The organism is Streptomyces sp. NPDC002669 (assembly GCF_042889165.1).
Lineage (GTDB): Bacteria > Actinomycetota > Actinomycetes > Streptomycetales > Streptomycetaceae > Streptomyces.
The window spans coordinates 233895-248583 of the sequence record NZ_JBIAQQ010000003.1 but is presented as its reverse complement, the minus strand read 5'-3'; the positions used below and the strand labels follow the sequence as shown (position 1 = coordinate 248583).

14 protein-coding genes are annotated in these 14689 nt (G+C 74.0%); 8 read left to right on the top strand and 6 right to left on the bottom strand.

Translation table 11 applies throughout. From position 1 onward, the window contains the following. Window positions 1-59: 59 nt before the first annotated feature. The 5 genes from ACFYW1_RS05935 (at window position 60) to ACFYW1_RS05915 (ending at window position 5062) form a co-directional block, all read left to right on the top strand. A complete protein-coding gene (locus ACFYW1_RS05935) occupies window positions 60-842 on the top strand; it encodes an SDR family oxidoreductase (RefSeq protein ID WP_388987593.1) in 783 nt (260 codons plus the stop codon). Between the two features lie 73 nt (window positions 843-915). Then, window positions 916-1527, top strand: a complete 612-nt coding sequence (locus ACFYW1_RS05930) for a TetR/AcrR family transcriptional regulator (RefSeq protein ID WP_148834288.1) — start codon at window positions 916-918, stop codon at window positions 1525-1527. 33 nt (window positions 1528-1560) lie between these two features. After that, on the top strand, window positions 1561-2718 hold the full coding sequence (locus ACFYW1_RS05925) for an acetyl-CoA C-acetyltransferase (RefSeq protein ID WP_388987589.1): 1158 nt from the start codon (window positions 1561-1563) through the stop codon (window positions 2716-2718). A gap of 336 nt (window positions 2719-3054) precedes the next feature. Next, on the top strand, window positions 3055-3258 hold the full coding sequence (locus tag ACFYW1_RS05920) for a cold-shock protein (protein WP_004985680.1): 204 nt from the start codon (window positions 3055-3057) through the stop codon (window positions 3256-3258). Window positions 3259-3421: 163 nt separating this feature from the next. Further along, on the top strand, window positions 3422-5062 hold the full coding sequence (locus ACFYW1_RS05915; protein ID WP_388987586.1) for a DEAD/DEAH box helicase: 1641 nt from the start codon (window positions 3422-3424) through the stop codon (window positions 5060-5062). Between the two features lie 45 nt (window positions 5063-5107). Here ACFYW1_RS05915 and ACFYW1_RS05910 read toward each other — a convergent pair whose 3' ends face one another. Genes ACFYW1_RS05910 through ACFYW1_RS05895 form a run of 4 tightly spaced genes read right to left on the bottom strand, consistent with a single transcriptional unit; the run spans window position 5108 to window position 8587 of the window. Continuing rightward, complete coding sequence (locus ACFYW1_RS05910; RefSeq protein ID WP_388987583.1) at window positions 5108-6169, bottom strand: NAD(P)H-dependent flavin oxidoreductase; 1062 nt, start codon at window positions 6167-6169, stop codon at window positions 5108-5110. Beyond that, the gene (locus ACFYW1_RS05905; protein ID WP_388987580.1) at window positions 6169-6927 is read right to left on the bottom strand and encodes a CoA-transferase subunit beta; all 759 of its coding nucleotides are present in this window, start codon (window positions 6925-6927) and stop codon (window positions 6169-6171) included. Before ACFYW1_RS05905 ends, ACFYW1_RS05910 begins: the two co-directional genes overlap by 1 nt. Continuing rightward, a complete protein-coding gene (locus tag ACFYW1_RS05900; RefSeq protein ID WP_388988160.1) occupies window positions 6924-7778 on the bottom strand; it encodes a CoA transferase subunit A in 855 nt (284 codons plus the stop codon). The genes ACFYW1_RS05905 and ACFYW1_RS05900 overlap by 4 nt, the downstream gene beginning before the upstream one ends. A 59-nt stretch (window positions 7779-7837) precedes the next feature. Continuing rightward, complete coding sequence (locus tag ACFYW1_RS05895) at window positions 7838-8587, bottom strand: enoyl-CoA hydratase family protein (protein WP_388987577.1); 750 nt, start codon at window positions 8585-8587, stop codon at window positions 7838-7840. An 86-nt stretch (window positions 8588-8673) separates the two neighbouring features. Here ACFYW1_RS05895 and ACFYW1_RS05890 point away from each other — a divergent pair, with 86 nt between their 5' ends. Beyond that, entirely contained in the window at window positions 8674-9645 is a 972-nt protein-coding gene (locus ACFYW1_RS05890) for an SDR family oxidoreductase (RefSeq protein ID WP_388987574.1), read from the top strand. Between the two features lie 210 nt (window positions 9646-9855). Further along, window positions 9856-11118, top strand: coding sequence for an NADH:flavin oxidoreductase (locus tag ACFYW1_RS05885; protein ID WP_388987571.1), 1263 nt, complete (start codon window positions 9856-9858; stop codon window positions 11116-11118). A 25-nt stretch (window positions 11119-11143) separates the two neighbouring features. On the opposite strand, the gene ACFYW1_RS05880 is transcribed toward ACFYW1_RS05885, so the two are convergent. Continuing rightward, complete coding sequence (locus ACFYW1_RS05880; RefSeq protein ID WP_388987568.1) at window positions 11144-12373, bottom strand: HEAT repeat domain-containing protein; 1230 nt, start codon at window positions 12371-12373, stop codon at window positions 11144-11146. A gap of 20 nt (window positions 12374-12393) precedes the next feature. Beyond that, a complete protein-coding gene (locus tag ACFYW1_RS05875; RefSeq protein ID WP_388987565.1) occupies window positions 12394-13311 on the bottom strand; it encodes a hypothetical protein in 918 nt (305 codons plus the stop codon). Window positions 13312-13617: 306 nt separating this feature from the next. Here ACFYW1_RS05875 and ACFYW1_RS05870 point away from each other — a divergent pair, with 306 nt between their 5' ends. Continuing rightward, on the top strand, window positions 13618-14394 hold the full coding sequence (locus tag ACFYW1_RS05870; protein WP_388987563.1) for a S1 family peptidase: 777 nt from the start codon (window positions 13618-13620) through the stop codon (window positions 14392-14394). Window positions 14395-14689: the final 295 nt, after the last annotated feature.

The following is a 14689-nucleotide window of genomic DNA, read 5'->3' as shown; positions in this document are numbered from 1 at the left end:
TAACGTACGGGCACGAGCACCGTCGAGGATCCGAGGAACGGGACCGAGGAGGCACGGGCGTGAGCGCACCGCAGTACGTACCGGGACACGGACTGCTGGCCGGCCGCACGGCCGTCGTCACCGCCGCCGCGGGCGCCGGCATCGGCGGGGCCACCGCCCGCAGGTTCCTGGAGGAGGGCGCCCGCGTCGTCATCGGCGACCTGCACGCCCGCCGGCTGAAGGAGAGCGAGGAGGCCCTCGCCGAGGAGTTCGGCGCGGACCGCGTCGCCGCGCTGCCCTGCGACGTCACCGACGAGACCCAGGTCCAGGCCCTGTTCGCGCTCGCCGAACGGGTCCACGGCGGCCTCGACGTCGTCGTCAACAACGCCGGGCTCGGCGGCACCGCCGAACTGACCGAGATGACCGACGAACAATGGACCAAGGTCCTCGACACCACCCTGAACGGCACCTTCCGCTGCACCCGCGCCGCCCTGCGCTCGCTGCGCGCGGCCGGCCGCGGCGGCGTCGTCGTCAACAACGCCTCCGTCGTCGGCTGGCGCGCCCAGAGCGGCCAGGCCCACTACGCCGCCGCCAAGGCGGGCGTCATGGCACTCACCCGCTGCGCCGCGATCGAGGCCGCCGCGTACGGGGTGCGCGTCAACGCCGTCGCCCCCAGCCTCGCCATGCACCCCCACCTGGCGAAGGTCACCTCGGCCGAACTCCTCGACGAACTCACCGCGAAGGAGGCGTTCGGCCGCAGCGCCGAACCGTGGGAGGTCGCCAACGTCATCGTCTTCCTCGCCAGCGGCTACTCCTCGTACCTGACCGGCGAGGTCGTCTCCGTCAGCAGCCAGCGTGCCTGACCGTGCGGTGCCCGCGACGCCACCACCGCCCGCCGGACCGGGGCCGGAGGGCCGCCGGGCGGAGAATGGGCAGGTGCCTACCAAGAAGAAGCCCCAGGGGACCCCCTCGCCCGAGCGGCGCCGCGAACTGCTCGCCACCGCCGCCGAGGTCTTCGCCGCCCAGGGATACAACGCCACCACCGTCCGCAAGATCGCGGACGCGGCCGGGATGCTCGCGGGCAGCCTCTACTACCACTTCGATTCCAAGGAATCGATGATCGACGAGATCCTCTCGACCTTCCTCGACGAACTCTGGGAGGGGTACGACGCGGTGCTCGCCGCCGGACTCGGCCCCCGGGAGACCATCGAGGCCCTCGTCACCGAGTCCTTCCGGGAGATCGACCGGCACCGCGCCGCCGTCGCCATCTACCAGAAGGAGTCCAGGCACCTGGCCGCCCAGCCGCGCTTCCAGTACCTCGTCGACTCCCAGCAGAAGTTCGAGAAGGCATGGCTCGGCACGCTGGAGCGCGGCGTCGCCGACCGGACCTTCCGCGCCGACCTGGACATCCGCCTCACCTACCGCTTCGTCCGCGACACCGTCTGGGTCGCCGCGTCCTGGTACCGGCCGGGCGGACTGCACAGCCCCGAGGAGATCGCCCGCCAGTACCTCTCGATGGTCCTGGACGGCATCGCCCTGCGCACGTAACCGACCCGTCACGCCCCAGGAGGAGCAGCAGCCATGGCCGAGGCATACATCGTCGAAGCGGTACGCACCCCGGTCGGCCGGCGCGGGGGCGGACTCGGCCGGGTCCACCCCGCCGACCTCGGCGCCCACGTCCTGAAGGCACTCGTCGAACGGACCGGCGTCGACCCGGCGGCCGTCGAGGACGTCGTCTTCGGCTGCCTCGACACCGTCGGACCGCAGGCCGGCGACATCGCCCGCACCTGCTGGCTGGCCGCCGGACTGCCCGAGGAGGTCCCCGGCGTCACCGTCGACCGCCAGTGCGGCTCCTCCCAGCAGGCCCTGCACTTCGCAGCCCAGGGCGTCCTGTCCGGCACCCAGGACCTGGTCGTCGCGGGCGGCACCCAGAACATGACCCAGATACCCATCGCCTTCGCCTCCCGTCAGGCCGCCGAACCCCTCGGCCTGACGGACGGCCCGTACGCGGGCAGCGAGGGCTGGCGCGCCCGGTACGGCGACGCCCCGGTCAACCAGTTCCACGGCGCCCAGCTGATCGCCGAGAAGTGGGGCATCGGCCGCCGGGACATGGAGGAGTTCGCGCTCCGCTCCCACCACCGCGCGATCCGCGCCGTCGACGAGGGCCGCTTCGCGCGCGAGACCGTCGCCCTCGGCGACGTCACCACCGACGAGGGGCCGCGCCGCGACACCACCCCGGAGAAGATGGCCGCGCTGAAACCGGTGGTGGAGGGCGGCACGATCACCGCAGCCTGCTCCTCGCAGGTCTCCGACGGCGCCGCCGCCCTGCTCATCGCCTCCGAGCGCGCCGTCGCCGAGCACGGCCTCACCCCCCGCGCCCGCGTCCACCACCTCTCGGTGCGCGCCGAGGACCCGATCCGCATGCTGTCGGCGCCGATCCCCGCCACCGCGCACGCCCTGAGGAAAACCGGAATGACCATCGACGACATCGACCTGTTCGAGATCAACGAGGCGTTCGCCCCGGTCGTCCTGGCCTGGCTGAAGGAGACCGGCGCCGACCCCGACCGGGTCAACGTCAACGGCGGCGCGATCGCCCTGGGTCACCCGCTCGGCGCAACCGGCGCCAGATTGATGACCACCCTGCTGCACGAACTGGAACGCACCGGCGGCCGCTACGGGCTCCAGACCATGTGCGAGGGCGGCGGCCAGGCGAACGTCACCGTCATCGAACGGCTCTGAGCGCCGGCCCCGGCCCGATGCCGCCGCCGGGCCCTCGCGGACCGGTCCCGAGAAGGGTTCCGGCGGAGTTCCGCACGCTCCCCGGACCGGAAACCGCAAGGGTCCGGACGGGAACACGCCGGCCTTCGGCACGGCGTGTTCCCGTCGAACCTCGACGGAACGTGCTACGGTTGCCGAGTTGCAGTTTTGGTACCCATGAACTTTATGTGCGCCTGACGGGAATGCTTCCTCAGGCGCATTATTGTTTTCCGGCTTCTCCGGATGGGGCTCAATGCGGCGACTTGGAATTCGTAAAGTGCGGATTTCCGGCACTGCACCTCTGTTTAGGAGAACGACATGGCTACTGGAACCGTGAAGTGGTTCAACTCGGAAAAGGGCTTCGGCTTCATCGAGCAGGACGGCGGCGGCGCCGACGTCTTCGCCCACTACTCCAACATCGCCACCTCGGGCTTCCGTGAGCTCCAGGAAGGCCAGAAGGTCACCTTCGACGTCACGCAGGGCCAGAAGGGCCCGCAGGCGGAGAACATCGTCCCGGCCTGATCGCCGGACGCGTACCTCGCAGCCGGGGCCCGCACCGTGAAGGTGCGGGTCCCGGCTTGTGCTGTCCCGGGGCGCCGCCCACCGGCCGCCCCCGCAGCACGTCCCCGCAATGGAACACGCATTCCAGTAACCCCCGAGGAATCCCCCAGGAGGGCAATTCCGTATGACCCGCTCCGAACGCCAGGACCGACCCGCCCGCAACCGCCCGTCGAGGGGGCGCGGCACGGCCCCGGCAAAGGCAACCGCCAAGGGTTCCGGCAAGGGATCCGGCAAGGCGTCGCCCCGCCGCAGGGCCACGCCGCCGCAGGGTGAATTCGCCCTGCCCGAGACCATGACCCCCGCACTGCCCGCCGTCGAGGCGTTCGCCGAGCTGGACATGCCCGCGGCCCTGCTGAAAACCCTTGCCGCGCAGGGCGTCACCGACCCGTTCCCGATCCAGGGCGCCACCCTGCCGAACTCGCTCGCCGGCCGCGACATCCTCGGCCGCGGACGCACCGGATCCGGCAAGACCCTCGCCTTCGGTCTCGCCCTGCTCGCCCGCACCGCCGGACGGCGCGCCGAGCCGCGCGCCCCGCTCGCGCTCGTCCTCGTCCCCACCCGCGAACTCGCCCAGCAGGTCACCGACGCGCTGACGCCGTACGCGACCTCCGTGCAGCTGCGCCTGGCCACCGTCGTCGGCGGCATGTCGATCACCAAGCAGTCCGGCGCGCTGCGCCGCGGCGCCGAGGTGCTCGTCGCCACGCCCGGACGGCTGAAGGACCTCATCGAGCGCGGCGACTGCGACCTCGGCCAGGTCGCCATCACCGTCCTCGACGAGGCCGACCAGATGGCCGACATGGGCTTCATGCCGCAGGTCGTCGCCCTGCTCAAGCAGGTCGAGCCGGACGGCCAGCGGATGCTGTTCTCCGCCACGCTCGACAAGAACATCGACCGGCTGGTCAAGATGTTCCTCACCGACCCCGTCGTGCACTCCGTCGACCCGTCCGCGGGCGCGGTCACCACGATGGAGCACCACGTGCTGCACGTGGCCGACGCGACCGACAAGAAGGCCGTCGCCACCAGGATCGCCGCCCGGGACGGCCGCGTGATCATGTTCGTGGACACCAAGCGCGCCGCCGACCGCTTCGCCAAGCGGCTGCTCGCCAGCGGTGTACGGGCCGCCGCCCTGCACGGCGGACGCTCCCAGCCGCAGCGCAACCGGACCCTGGACCAGTTCAAGAACGGCCAGGTCACCGCGCTCGTCGCGACGAACGTGGCGGCCCGCGGCATCCATGTCGACGACCTCGACCTGGTCGTGAACGTGGACCCGCCGACCGACCACAAGGACTACCTCCACCGGGGCGGGCGCACGGCGCGCGCCGGGGAGTCCGGCAGCGTCGTCACCCTGGTGCTGCCGGAGGAGAAGCGGGACATGACCCGGCTGATGGCCGACGCGGGCATCGCCCCCCGGACCACCCGGGTCTCCTCCGGCGACGAGGAACTCGTCCGGATCACCGGCGCCCGCGAACCGTCCGGTGTCGCGGTCGTCATCGAGGTCCCGCAGCCGACCCCGCCGAAGCAGCGCACCCGCTCGAACAGCGGCTCCTCGGGCGGACGGAGCCGAGGCCGGCGCGGCGGCGGCGAGGCACGCGGCACGGCGGGCACCGGCGGCACGGCCCGGTCCGCCGGTTCGGGCGCGGCCCGCGGCGGCGAAGCCCGCGCCGGGGCCGGACGGTCCGGCGCGGGACGCGGCGGCTCCGGTGCCGGGCGCAGCGGTGCCGGGCGCGGCGGCGCGACGACGGGACGCGGCCGCAGGGCCGCGTAACCGTACGGGAGGGGCGCCGGTGGCCGCCGCGCCCCTCCCTCCCCCTCAGCCCGCCGGGGCCCCGGCGGGCGGCAGCGCGCCCAGCGCCGCATGGGCCTGCGCCATCACCCGTTCCACCAGCTCCGCACAGCTGGGCAGGTCCTCGATCAGCCCCGCCACCTGGCCCGACGCCATCACGCCCAGATCCGTCCGGCCGTCGACCATGGACGCCTTCAGGAGCATCGGCGTGTTGGCGGCCAGCAGGAGCTGGCTCCAGGACAGGTCCTTGCCGTGCCTCATCGCGAGACCGTCGCGCACCATCCGGGACCAGCCGATGCCGAAGATCCGCCGGAAGGCCGCCGCCCGGCGCACCGCCTGCGCCAACGCCCGCGCCCGGCCCGCGTGTTCCAGCGCGGCGACCATCTCCGTGCGCAGCATCCGGTGCGGCAGCCCGTCCACCGCCGTGGTGACCGTGACGTCCCTGACGCCCGCCGCCAGATAGCGCGCCTTCACCGCGTCCGGCACGGTCGAGTCCGACGTCAGCAGGAAGCGCGTGCCCATCGCGATGCCCGCCGCCCCGTACGCCAGCGCCGCGACCAGGCCCCGCCCGTCGTGGAAACCGCCCGCCGCGACCACCGGGATGTCCACCGCGTCGACGACCTGCGGCAGCAGCACGGTGGTGGCCACCTCGCCGGTGTGCCCGCCGCCCTCGCCGCCCTGCACGATCACCGCGTCCGCACCCCACGCCGCGACCTTCTCGGCATGCCGCCGGGCGCCGATCGACGGGATCACGACCACGCCCGCGTCCTTCAGCTCCGCGATGAGCTCCTTCGACGGGGCCAGTGCGAAGGACGCCACCGCCACGCCCTCGTCGATGATGATCCGCACCCGCTCGCGCGCGTCACCGGCGTCGGCGCGCAGATTGACCCCGAACGGCTCGTCCGTACGGGACTTGACCTCCCGCACCGCCGCCCGCAGCAGCTCGGGGGTCATCGTCGCGGAGGCCAGGATGCCCAGGGCGCCCGCCCGGGCCGTCGCGGAGACCAGGCGGGGGCCCGCGACCCAGCCCATGCCGGTCTGCACGATGGGGTGGCGGACGCCGACGAGTTCCGTGAACGCGGTGCGCATCAGGGCCCGACCTCCCGGTTCCGGGCGCCCCGCGGATCGACGACCTCGCGGATCAGGCGCAGCTCCTGCGCCGTCGGCTCCCGGGTGCACGGGACCTCGTCCGGGACCGCGAGCGGGAAACCGGTGGCCGCGCGGACCTGCTCGACGGTGACGCCGGGGTGCACCGAGGCCAGCCGCATCGAGCGGTCCGGGGTCGCGAAGTCGAGGACGCAGAGATCGGTGACGACCCGGGGGATGCGGTGGTGGCGGGCCGCGGACGGGCCGGCCGCCACGGCCCGGTCGTAACCCACCCCGCAGACCATGTCGACGCGTTCGACGAAGACCCGCGGGGAGTGCCTCGGCACCCAGTAACTGACCGGGTTGTTCAGGGTGTTGACCGGGGCGCCGCGCACCCCGAGCAGCTGCCGGGCGGGCCGTTCCCAGTCGCCGATGCAGGAGATGTTCTGGTTGCCGAACCGGTCGATCTGGCTCGCCCCCATCATCACGTGCCGCCGGCCGCCGGTGACCATGGCCAGGTGCAGCCGGTACGGCAGCCAGCCCTCCGTGGTGCCGTCCGGGCCGACGATCAGCGCCTCGCCGTCGGTGAGCAGCAGATCGGGCGAGAAGGTGAGCCGGGCGAGCCGGGCCCCGACGGAGGGGACGACCCCCATCGGGCTGGCGAGCACCTCGCCGTCGCCGCGCCAGGCGTCGGCGCAGGCGATCACGCAGTACTCGGCCCGGGTGACGGGACCGGCGGACGTGTCGTTCGTGGTGGTCATTCCCGCTCCTCGTGCCAGGCCCGGACGGCCGACCGGTAGCTGTTCTCGTCGCCGTCCGCGGGCAGGAAGCGCTCGGTGAAGGCGGCCCAGGCGGCGGGATCGGCGGCGGCGGTCGCGTACTCCTTCTGGAACGCCTCGTCGCGCGGATGGTCGGGCACGCAGGAGGTGAAGTGCGCGCCGCCGGGGGTCTCGACGACGCCGGTGACGGAATGCCGCTTGACCAGGAGGGTCTGCGGGGCGGCCTTCTCGGTCAGCTCGGCGGTGTCCACGATGCGTTCGCAGGAGACGTACGCGGTGTCGGCCGCCTCGCAGAACAGGTCGTCGAAGTACGGGTCGGGGCCGAGGTACTGGCCGTTGCCGAAGCGGTCGGCACGGTTCAGGTGGACCAGCGCGGCGTCCATCCGCAGGGCGGGCATCGCGACGAACTCCTCACCGTCCGCGTACGGCGAGAGAACCGTGCGCAGCTCCGGGTTGACCCGCATCACGTCCGAGCCGAGACCGGCGCGCACGGGGAGGAACGGCAGCCGGTTCGCGGCGGCGTGCAGCCCCCACATGAACATGGCCTCGTCGATCTCCGTCAGCTCGAACGCGCCGCGCTGACGGGCCGCCCTGAAATGGGGTTCGAGCGGGATCGAGTCGAGGGTGGCGAAGGCCGCGACCAGCTTGCGGATCCTGCCGGCGGCGGCGAGCAGCCCCACGTCGGGGCCGCCGTAGGAGATCACGGTGAGATCGGTGACGGGGGAGCGCAGCAGCGCCCGCACCAGGGCCATCGGCTTGCGGCGCGAGCCCCAGCCGCCGATGCCGATCGTCATCCCGCTGTCGAGCCGGGAGACGACCTCCTGCACGGTCATGGTCTTGTCGGTCCTCGCACCGGCCCTCGTGCCGGTGTCCGTCCCGGTATCGGTTTCGGTCACGGTCGTTCCTCCCTGCCGAAGGCGTCGCGGACCCGGTCCGCGACCCCGCCGAGGTTGGCCTCGAAGGTGAAGCCCTGCTCGAAGCGGTAGCTGCGGCGCACGTCCACCGGGTCGATGCCGTTGATGGCGGCCTTGGCCAGCCGGATCAGGGTGCCGTCCTTGCGGGCGATCTCGCCCGCCAGCTCCAGCGCGGCGGCCATGAGCCCGGCGCGCGGCACGACCTTCCAGACCGAGCCGTGGGCGTGCAGCTCGGCGGCGGTGGCGGTGCGCGAGGTGTAGTAGAGCGCGCGCATCAGGTGCTGGGGCACGAGCCGGGCGAGATGGGTCGCCGCCCCGAGCGCGCCCCGGTCCAGCTCGGGCAGACCGAACGTCGCGTCGTCGCTCGCCACGATCGCGTCCGCGTTGCCGACCAGGCCGATGCCCCCGCCGAGGCAGAAGCCGTGCACCGCCGCGACCACCGGGACCTCGCACTCGTACACGGCGGCGAACGCCTCGTAGCAGCCCCGGTTGGCGCCGAGCAGGGCCCCGTGCCCGGTGTCGCGCTGGATCTCCTTGATGTCGACGCCCGCGTTGAACCCGCGCCCGGCGGCGGCCAGCACGACGCAGCGGACACCGGGATCGCGGCCCGCCGCCCGGAGCGCGTCGGCCAGCTCGTACCAGCCCCGCACGGGAAGGGCGTTGACGGGCGGGTGGTCGACCGTGACGAGACGGACGCCCCTGTCGGGGCTCGTGGTGGAGACACCCATGAGCGAATCAGCTACCTTTCCACCAAACATTTGTTAGGTGTGGAAGGTAGCAGCCTGCCACCGCATCGCCAACAAGGAGATGTGTGATGACCGCGAGCAGTGAGGAACGGGACGGGACGGGGAACCGGAAGGGCGCGGGGGGACTGTGCCGGGGGCGCGTCGTGATCGTGACCGGCGCCGGGCGGGGACTCGGCCGGGCCCACGCGCTCGCCTTCGCCGCCGAGGGGGCCCGGGTGGTGGTCAACGACCTGGGCGTCGGCCCCGGCGGCGACGGGGGCTCGGCCGGTCCGGCCCGGCAGGTCGCCGACGAGATCGTGGCGGCGGGCGGCGAGGCGGTGGTCCACGGCGGCGACATCGCCACGGCCGAGGGGGCCGCATCCCTGGTCCGGGCCGCGCTGGAGAACTTCGGGCGGCTGGACACCCTGGTCAACAACGCGGGATTCCTGCGCGACCGGATGCTGGTGAACCTGTCCGAGGACGACTGGGACGCCGTGATACGGGTCCACCTCAAGGGCCACTTCCTGCCCTTGCGGTACGCGGCCGAGCACTGGCGGACCGAGGCGAAGGCGGGCCGCGCACCGGTCGCCCGGGTGATCAACACCAGTTCGGGCGCGGGGCTGCTCGGCAGCGTCGGGCAGGGCAACTACTCCGCCGCGAAGGCGGGCGTCGTGGGCCTCACCCTGGTCGCCGCCGCGGAACTGGGCCGGTACGGGATCCAGGTCAACGCCATCGCCCCGGCGGCCCGCACCCGGATGACCGAGCGGACGTTCGCCGGGGCGATGGCGGCCCCCGAGGACGGCGGCTTCGACGCGATGGCCCCGGAGAACGTGTCCCCGCTGGTGGTGTGGCTCGGCTCGGCCGCGAGCGACGGGGTCACCGGACGGGTCTTCGAGGCGGAGGCCGGCCGGCTCACGGTCATGGAGGGCTGGCGCCCCGGCCCCACCACGGACCGGGGCGCGCGCTGGGCCCCGGCGGACGCGGGGGAGGCGGTGCGCAAACTCCTCGCCGGGGCGGAACCGGCCCGGCCGGTGTACGGGGCGGGGCGGGGCGGCGGCTGAGGGACGGGCCGCCCGGGGCCTCCGGACGCCCCGCCCCGTGCCGCGCGCCGTTCGCCGTACGGGCGGGTCGTGCGCCGGGCGGTCCGTGCGCCGTGCGCGCGGTACGCGCCGTCGCGTTCCCGGCCGCCGGTTTCCCCGTCCGGCCCGCCTGCCCCCTCGTACACCGCCGTGCACACCCGTCGTCCTCACCCACCCGCATCGGAGACCGGCATGCCCCCTCGGCCACCCGCCCCCGCACCGCCCGCACCGGACCCCTTCGCGCCCGCCCGGCTGGGGCCCCTCACCCTGCGCAACCGCTTCATCAGGGCCGCCACCTTCGAGGGCGTGACGCCCGACGGCCTGGTCACCGACGAACTGATCGCGTACCACCGCCGCCCCGCCGCCGGCGGGGTGGGCATGACCACCGTCGCGTACTGCGCCGTCGCCCCCGAGGGCCGCACCGAGCGCCGGCAGATCTGGATGCGCCCCGAGGCGGTCCCGGGGCTGCGCCGGCTCACCGACGCCGTGCACCGCGAGGGCGCCGCGATCAGCGCCCAGCTCGGCCACGCGGGCCCGGTCGCCGACGCGCGGTCCAACCGGCTCCCGGCCCTCGCCCCCGGACGGTTCCTCAGCCCGCTCGGCATGCGGATGACCCGGACGGCGACCGCCGAGGACATCGCCCGGGTCGTCCGCGCCCACGCCACCGCCGCCCGGCTGGCCGTCGAGTCCGGATTCGACGCGGTCGAACTGCACTTCGGCCACAACTACCTGGCCAGCTCGTTCCTCAGCCGCCGCCTCAACCACCGTGACGACGCCTACGGGGGCAGCCTCGACAACCGCGCCAAGGTCGCCCTCGGCATCGCCCGCGCCGTGCGCGACGAGGTCGGCGGCGCCGTCGCGATCACCGCCAAGCTCAACATGGACGACGGGGTGCCCGGGGGCCTCTGGCTCGACGAGAGCCTCCGGGTCGCCCGCCGGCTCCAGGAGGACGGCACGGTCGACGCCCTCGAACTGACCGCCGGCAGCTCCCTGTTCAACCCGATGTACCTGTTCCGCGGCGACGCGCCGCTCACCGAGTTCGCCGCGGCCTTCCCCCGCCCCGCACGGCTGGGCATCCGCCTGGCCGGCGGCAGGTTCCTGCGCTCCTACCCGTACGAGGAGGCGTACCTGCTGCCCTCGGCCCGCCAGTTCAGGGCAGAGCTGAGCCTCCCGCTGATCCTGCTCGGCGGCATCACCCACCGGGCGACCGTCGAACAGGCCATGGCGGAGGGCTTCGAGTACGTGGCCATGGCCCGCGCGCTCCTGCGTGAACCGGACCTGGTGAACCGGATGGGGGAGCGGCCGCGGACGCGCTCCCTGTGCATCCACTGCAACAAGTGCATGCCGACGATCTACACCGGCACCCACTGCCCCCTCGCCGGCCCCCCGCCGCCCCGCCTTCCGCGTACTTCCCGAACGGCGGCCGACGATCCCTCCCGCACCTTCCCGGACTGACCCGCGCCGCCCGCTGCCGGAGGACCTACTGGGGAGGCCGTCGCGGGAGGTGGCGCCGTACCCTGCCGCTGGGGTCGGCGGCCAACCGGTCGATCCTGGCGGCCACTTCCGCCGGGGCCAGGATGTTCAGGGCGCGCCACGCCTCGGCGCGTACGCGTGCCCCGGGGTGGGCCGTGAAGTCCAGTATCCGCGGCACGTCGCATGCGCCGCCCAGGTCGGACAGCCCGCCGAGCGCGCCCACGGCGGTCGCGTCCGGCACCCGGGCCGGTGCCAGGGCGTCGCGGTACACCTGCGGCGCGAGGTCCGTGTGCCCGCGGGCGTACAGGGTGGCGCGGGCGTGGTAGCGGACCCTGGCGTCCGGATCGAGCATGGCCCGGCGCAGATGGACCTCGCCGTGCGGCTGCCGGGCCCGGGCCCGCAGCGCCCGCAGCCGGATGCGGGGGCTGCTGCTGGCCTCCAGGTGCGGGAGCAGCGCGTCCTGTTCGGCGGGTGCCAGGCGCGAGGAGGTGGCGACGCGGGCGCCCCACTGCCACAACGAGGGCTCCCGGGACGAGAAGGCCGTCTCGACGGCCGCGACCGGCTCGGTCCGGGCCAGCCGGCGCAGACAGCTCGCCCGCACCGGGGAATCGTCCGATCGCGCCCCGTGCCACAGCGCCACCGTGCCGTGCCGGTGGAGCAGGTCCTCCACCGAGGTCAGCAGGCGCCCCGCCCGGCGCCGGCCGCGCAGCCCGTCGAGGAGCGGCAGGAGCTGGACCAGGAGGTCCACGTGGCCGGGGTCCAGGCGGGTGGTGACCGCGTCCCGGGCGAGGTCCCGCACCTGCTCGACCGGGTCGTTCAGCCGCAGCAGGAGGAAGGGGAGCGCGAAGGGGTCCCCGGTCCCGGCGAGCCGGGCGACGCCGGTCTCCCGGATGTGCCCGGACCGGTCGAACGACATCAGGGCCGCCACGGCCGGGCCGTACCGGCCGGACACCGTGCCGTCGCCCGCTTCTTCGTCCTCGTCCGCTTCTTCGCGGTCGTCCGTGGTGCCGTCGTCGGCCGGGACGCCGTCGTCGTGCAGGACGCCGGGGCAGAGGACCCCGAGACCGTGGCGCCGGCCCCGGTAGTCGGATTCCAGCCGCATCACCTCGTGCGGCGTCGCCCCGCGCAGCAGGGCGTCCAGCCGGCGGGCGGCCGACGCGGGGGACTCGTCCCACGTGAGGATCGCGCCGACCACGCAATCCAGCAGCCAGGACCGTCCGGCCTCGGGCATCTGCACGTCGCGCCCCCTTGTCCGGTTCAGGTGTCGCAGTCCAGGACTGTATGGCACAGCCCGCAGCGGACCCGCACCCGGCCGCGCACCGGCACCCGGATGCGCTGGTGGCAGACGGGGCAGGCGAAGGAGACCCGCAGCCCCTGCGGGCCGCTGTCGAAGGCGTACGGGACATCCGGGGCCGGGGCGGTGTCCGGGTGGCCGCGGGCGTGCCGCCGGTCCTTGGCGTAACGGCGGCGGGCCGCCCACCCGGCGGCCGCGAGGGGCGGCTGCCGCAGGTCCCGGAGCGCCCGCGCGTATCCCTTCCCGTAGGCGGTGCAGGCCTGCGGGCTGGTGAACCACGGGGAGGGGTCCTCGCCGAGGACGAGTGCCCGCTTGGCGAGGACGTACCCGAACTCCTCCGGCGTGAGGTAGCCGAGCTTCTGGCTGGAGACCCCGTCCTCGCGGAAGGCGTCGAGCAGCAGCCAGCCCGCGCCCAGGTACGTCGTCACGGTGTCGGTGAGGATCTCGTTGTCGCGCGTGCCGGGGAACTCCAGGCCCAGGCGGTGCAGCAGCACGTGCGTGGCCTCGTGCGCGAGCGCGGCGCCGATGTCCCTGCGGTGGGTGCGGAAGCGGTCGTTCAGCTCGACGAAGTACTCGGGCCCCGCCGTGAGTTCGACGGCCGCGGCGTGCTCCATCGTCCGGAAGGCCACGATCATGCGGGCGTCCGGCAGTCGCAGGTGCTGGACCACGGCCCGCGCCACCCGCTGGGCGCCGAGGTGCAGGTCGTCCCGGTCGTCGAAGGCCGCGTCGGCCGGGACGAGGCTGGCGGCGTAGGCGTGGACGCCGTCGTACGAGAGCCGCCGGTACAGCGCGGTGATCGCGGCCCGGACGGTTTCGAGGTGCGGGAAGCCGTGGACCACCGGGCCGCCGCCCCGGCCGCCGTTCCCGTCGCCGTCCGTCACGTCCCACCCCCGTCCGCGCGGTCCCCCGGTCCTCACTGTAACGACCCGGGGGGTGCCGGGAGTCCGCTCCACGGGGCGCCACCACCGCCCCGTGGGCGATCACGCGGGCGATCCCGGACCGGAATTGGCCGGAAAGTGATCCTTGTGGGCCAGGTGATCATTTCCGGATAATCCGAACCAGCCTTTGTCGAGGGCATGACCAACGGTGTGTCGCGGTGCCGCGCCGCCCGCGGTCGCGCCCCCGGCCGGGCACAGCACCCCCACACGCACCCCCCACACGCACCCCCCACGAAAGAAGGAAATCCCTTGAAGCAGCTTCTGCGTGCCGTGAAGAGATGTTCCGTCATAGCCGCCGTGGTCCTCGCGGCGGTCAGCCTCCAGCCCGCCGGCGCCTCCGCGGCCCCCAACCCGGTCGTCGGCGGAACCCGCGCGGCACAGGGCGAGTTCCCGTTCATGGTCCGGCTGTCGATGGGCTGCGGCGGCGCCCTCTACGCCAAGGACATCGTCCTCACCGCCGCGCACTGCGTGGACGGCTCGGGCAACGACACCTCCATCACCGCCACCGGAGGCGTGGTCGACCTCCAGTCCTCCAGCGCCGTCAAGGTCCGCTCCACCAAGGTCCTCCAGGCCCCCGGCTACAACGGCCAGGGCAAGGACTGGGCACTGATCAAGCTCGCCCAGCCCATCAACCAGCCGACCCTGAAGATCGCCACCAGCACCGCGTACAACAACGGCACCTTCACCATCGCCGGCTGGGGCGCGGCCACCGAGGGCGGCGCCCAGCAGCGCTACCTGCTCAAGGCCACCGTGCCGTTCGTCTCCGACGCCGACTGCCAGGACGCGTACGGCGGCGACCTCGTCCCCGGCGAGGAGATCTGCGCCGGACTGATCGACACCGGCGGCGTGGACACCTGCCAGGGCGACTCCGGCGGCCCCATGTTCCGCAGGGACAGCACCGGAGCCTGGATCCAGGTGGGCATCGTCAGCTGGGGCCAGGGCTGCGCCAGGGCCGGCTACCCCGGTGTGTACACCGAGGTCTCGACCTTCGCCTCCCAGATCGCGTCCGCCGCGGCCACGCTCTGACCCCGGCGGCCCGACCCCGGCACCGGCGGCCGTGAGCCGACCGGGGCCGGGCGGCTGCCGGCCGGTGTCCGGCCCCCGGAGCACGGCCACGCCAGGACCCGAGCCGCCGTGCTCCGGCCCGGACCCGGCCACCCCGGGGCCGGTACCCGAGTCCCACCGGCCCCGGCAGCCGCAGCACACGTCACACCTGAACACCCCCGGGGGGGGGGGGGGGGGGGGGGGGGCGCCCCCCCCCCCCCCCCCCCCGCCGCCCGGCCCGCCCCCCCCCGCCCCCCCCCCCCCCCCCCCCCCGCCC

Excerpts from the sequence above, each read along its gene's own strand:
- ACFYW1_RS05925 (WP_388987589.1), top strand. The coding sequence starts at position 1,561 with ATGGCCGAGGCATACATCGTCGAAGCGGTACGCACCCCGGTCGGCCGG.
- ACFYW1_RS05920 (WP_004985680.1), top strand. The coding sequence starts at position 3,055 with ATGGCTACTGGAACCGTGAAGTGGTTCAACTCGGAAAAGGGCTTCGGC.
- ACFYW1_RS05915 (WP_388987586.1), top strand. The coding sequence starts at position 3,422 with ATGACCCGCTCCGAACGCCAGGACCGACCCGCCCGCAACCGCCCGTCG.
- ACFYW1_RS05910 (WP_388987583.1), bottom strand. The coding sequence starts at position 6,169 with ATGCGCACCGCGTTCACGGAACTCGTCGGCGTCCGCCACCCCATCGTG.
- ACFYW1_RS05905 (WP_388987580.1), bottom strand. The coding sequence starts at position 6,927 with ATGACCACCACGAACGACACGTCCGCCGGTCCCGTCACCCGGGCCGAG.
- ACFYW1_RS05900 (WP_388988160.1), bottom strand. The coding sequence starts at position 7,778 with ATGACCGTGCAGGAGGTCGTCTCCCGGCTCGACAGCGGGATGACGATC.
- ACFYW1_RS05895 (WP_388987577.1), bottom strand. The coding sequence starts at position 8,587 with ATGGGTGTCTCCACCACGAGCCCCGACAGGGGCGTCCGTCTCGTCACG.
- ACFYW1_RS05890 (WP_388987574.1), top strand. The coding sequence starts at position 8,674 with ATGACCGCGAGCAGTGAGGAACGGGACGGGACGGGGAACCGGAAGGGC.
- ACFYW1_RS05885 (WP_388987571.1), top strand. The coding sequence starts at position 9,856 with ATGCCCCCTCGGCCACCCGCCCCCGCACCGCCCGCACCGGACCCCTTC.